Here is a 3,710-nt window from a genome sequence, read left to right on the forward strand (position 1 = left end):
CGCGCATAGGCCTACTCGATCTGTGCTGGAGAGAGCCGACGCGAGCACCGCGCCAGCATCAGAGGGGCACGGCGTCGTAGCGGGTGGAGATCGTCTCAAGTCCCCACAGCGCGATGCGATGGCGCTGGCCGGGGTCCTGCTCGGGATATTCGGCCAGCGTGTGCATGGCGCGCGTCTCGCGGCGCTGCAGCGAAGCGGTATACATCCAGCGCGCGGTAGCGGCCATGGCGGCCAGCTCGCGGGCGCGCAGCCGTTGCTGCAGCGTGTCGGAGACGCGAGGTCGGCCGACGATCGGCCAGAGCGCGTGCAGCCGTTGCAGAGACGCCTCGACGGCGGGCTCGCTGCGGAAATAATTGATCGCGATCGATACCTCGGACTGGATCGCCTGTTGCAGCTCGGCGTCGGTCGTTTTGGAGGCCTCGCCGGCTGCAGTAGCCAGACCGGCAGGCTGCAGGCCGTATCGTCCCGCAGGCTTGAGCTGACGCAGGTGAGCAGGGAGCGGCTGGGAGCGGGCGTAAGCCGCAGCCGCTTCCCCCGACCATGTGCCGGAGCAGATCGCCCACGACGCATTGAAGGCGCCGCCGCCGGACATGCCGCCCATCAGGCGCTCCCGGGAGGCGGCGTCGCCGGCCGCGTATAGACCGGCGATCGAGGTCGAGCAATCCTCGCCCTCCAGCCGGATGCCGCCAGTGCCTCGCACCGTGCCCTCGCAGCGCAGCGTCAGCGGGAACTTCTGAGTGAAGACATCGATGCCTGCACGATCGTAGGGCAGGAAGAAGATGGCGTGCGACTTGCGCAGGATCGCTTGCTTCTCCGGCGTATCGGCCTTATTAAGCATGGCGTACACCTGACGCCCCTCGATGGCGGCCTGCTGGAGGATGTTGCGGCGCACGCCGTCCGCGTTCAGGATGTTGCCGGCTTCGTCGTAGTAGGTCGCCCAGCCGAGCAAGCGTCCTCTCGTCACCGTGCCAAACGCGGCGCTCGGCGCATAAGCCCGGCTGAACTCCATGCCGGACAGCTCGGCCCCCAGCTCGGCAGCCATCAGCAGCCCGTCGCCGGTCAGGACGTTGCAGCCCAGCCCTTTGCTGAGGAAGGCGCAGCCGCCTGTAGCAACGATGACAGCGTTGGCCCGCACCTCCCAGTCCTTGCCGTCGAGACGCGAGATGCCGCGCGCGCCGCCGACGCCATGCTCGTCGACGAGCAGCTCCAGCGCCGGATGCTGATCGAGCACCCGGACGCCGGCCTTCAGGACGACCTTGCGCATCAGATTCATATACTCCAGCCCTTGCAGATGCCCGCGCTTGGGGACGCCCTCCTCGTCGCGGACGAAGGGATAGCCCCATTGCTCGATCCGTTCCAGATTGATATAGACTTGATCGAGCACTCGATAGGTCCATGACTTCTCCGACAAGAAGCCGCCGCCCACGAAGCGTTGCTCCACAGCAGCGTCCCGCAGCTTGCGATCCGGCGGCAGATAGAGCAGGTTGGTGCCGCCGGGGGCGGTGGCCCCGCTCGTGCCGAGATAACCTTTGTCCGCCAGGACGACGCTCGCCCCTTGCGAGGCGGCGCTCCAGGCGGCCCAGGCGGCGGCCGGGCCGCCGCCGAGGACCAGCACATCGGCGGTTAGCCGGTGGTCGATATCGCTCATACACAGTTCCTCCCGTTCATGTGTGGTTCCTTATTGCGGCTTGGTCGTTTTCAACGTCTCCAGATCCTTGCGGATCGCTTCCTCGGCATTGCGGATGGCGGTATTAATGTCTGTGCCGGAGAGCGCGATATCCTGGAAGGCTTGGGTCACATGTTTGGCGATATCGCCCTCGAGTCGATGCTGCTTCAGGACAGGAGGCGTCGTCTTGAATATATTCTCGATTTTTTTGCCCTTGAGCACCTCGATATCGGCGCCGAATTCCTTCTCCAGCTCGGGCTTGTCGATGGCCGGGACGCGGCCGTTGCGGGAGAGGACGCGCTGCGTCTCGTCGGAGAGAATATTGGCGAGCACCTGGAACGCCTCGTCTTTATGCTTGCTGACGCTGGAGATCGAGACGGAGTGCACGTTGGCGACCTTGCCGTTGCCGAGCTGGTCGGCAAAGTTAGGGATCGGCGCCAGATCCCAGTTCAGCGGCTTCCCTTGAGCGCGCAGCTCCTCCAGCGGGCCGATCAGATTGGCGAGCAGCGTCGGCCGGATCGCCAGATTCTGGTCGATGATAAACGAGTCGCGGTTGTACTCGTAGCGATCGCCTTGGACATAGCCGGGGATTTGCACGCTTTTTTGCACCGTCTCGAATACGGTGCGCCATTGCGGCGACTGCAGCGTCGGCTCGCCGCTCTCCGGATCGAGGGCGAAGATGCCGTAGCTGCCCTGGAGCGTTGCTGGACCGTTGTTCAGATCGGTGCCGATATAGTTGACGCCGCCGTCAGCTCGCGTCAGCGACTGGGCGATGCCGAGCAGCTCATCCCAGGTGATCTGTTCGTCGGGCGGGTAGGGGACGCCGAACTTGTCGAAGATGTCCTTGTTGTAGAACAATGCGGCTACATTGGAGGAGAACGGCAGCGTGAACAATTCTCCGTTGCGCGAGAAGTTGTACACCGACTCCAGCAGCACCGGCTTCAGCCGCCCGGTGTCAAAGCCGTATTTCTCGACCAGCGGCGTCAAGTCGGCGAGCGCATTGAGATCCTGGAAGGCGTAGTAGGAACCGCTTGTCTGATAGATCAGATCGGGCACCTCGCTGGAGGTCAGCACCTCGGCAGGCTTGACGCCGTCGGCGGGCACGATTTTTTTTAGCGTAATATGGGGGAACTTGGCCTTGGTCGGCTGGACGAAAAACAGGTCGAACTCGGTATCGGTCAACGTGCCGCCGCCGACATAGAAGGTCAGCGTAACCGGCTCGGGCGCTTTTTCTTCGGCAGACGCCGTTGTCGTCGTCTCGGCGGTTCCGGTCGCTTCCTTTGCCGGGGCCGGCTCGGATGGCTGATTTGCGGCGCTGCCGCAGGCGGAGAAGACCAGGCTGGCTGCCAGCAGGGTCAGGAGGGGCAAGGCGGTGGCGCGTCGGAATAAGGTCATGGATGAAATCTCCCTTCTTGTAGTGGTCTTGCGGTGATTAAGCCTCACGTATTGCGCGGGGGGCGGGGCGGCAGGATGCGGTCGATGAACTCCGTTGTGTCGATGGCGGCCAGACGCGTGCGGCCAGGGCCCCAGCCGATCGTCGCTCGCCAGCTGCCAAGAGCGCCGCTGGCGGCCAGCTCGTCTTCGTCCACAGCAACCGATACATCGGCGAAGGGAGAGACGTACAAGGCGTCTACCGGACAATGGGCCTCGCAGACAAAACAAGTTTGGCAATCCTTCTGCCTGGCGATGCTCGGAGCCCCGTTTTCGTTAGCGTCGAAGACGAAGGTCGGGCATACCTTCACGCATAATCCGCAGCTGATGCAACGTTCTTCGCTTACAAGCTCTATCAATGCGGCAACCTCCTTTCTCTGGGCGCAAACCTAAAAAAAGATGCGCCACGATGTGGGCATCTCCGTTGAAACGGTGGATTGAGTTTGTTTTCAAATACACATTATAAAGCTATGTATACTTGGTATTAGACTATCTTACTTGGTCGTTTGGTTGGGGTCAAGTAAAATTTTTGAGCGCGAACAAGAGGCGAAGAATGAGATTGACGGGAAAGAAAAGTCGTGTTAATGTTTTAACCTAAATTACGAAAGCCCAT

The 3,710-nt window shown here is 62.1% G+C and carries 3 protein-coding genes; all 3 read right to left on the reverse strand.

Annotation, left to right across the window (positions count from 1 at the left end):
• Positions 1 to 58: 58 nt before the first annotated feature.
• The 3 genes from PA598K_RS34730 to PA598K_RS34740 are packed head-to-tail and all read right to left on the reverse strand — an operon-like array spanning position 59 to position 3,456.
• Positions 59 to 1,648 carry an FAD-dependent oxidoreductase gene (locus PA598K_RS34730; RefSeq protein ID WP_128661271.1) on the reverse strand — a complete coding sequence of 530 codons (1,590 nt, stop codon included), beginning with the start codon at positions 1,646 to 1,648 and terminating at the stop codon, positions 59 to 61.
• A gap of 30 nt (positions 1,649 to 1,678) precedes the next feature.
• Positions 1,679 to 3,061 carry an ABC transporter substrate-binding protein gene (locus tag PA598K_RS34735; protein ID WP_128661272.1) on the reverse strand — a complete coding sequence of 461 codons (1,383 nt, stop codon included), beginning with the start codon at positions 3,059 to 3,061 and terminating at the stop codon, positions 1,679 to 1,681.
• Between the two features lie 44 nt (positions 3,062 to 3,105).
• Positions 3,106 to 3,456 carry a 4Fe-4S binding protein gene (locus PA598K_RS34740; RefSeq protein ID WP_128661273.1) on the reverse strand — a complete coding sequence of 117 codons (351 nt, stop codon included), beginning with the start codon at positions 3,454 to 3,456 and terminating at the stop codon, positions 3,106 to 3,108.
• Positions 3,457 to 3,710 lie beyond the last annotated feature (254 nt).

The organism is Paenibacillus sp. 598K (assembly GCF_003851045.1).
Taxonomy (GTDB): domain Bacteria; phylum Bacillota; class Bacilli; order Paenibacillales; family Paenibacillaceae; genus Paenibacillus_D.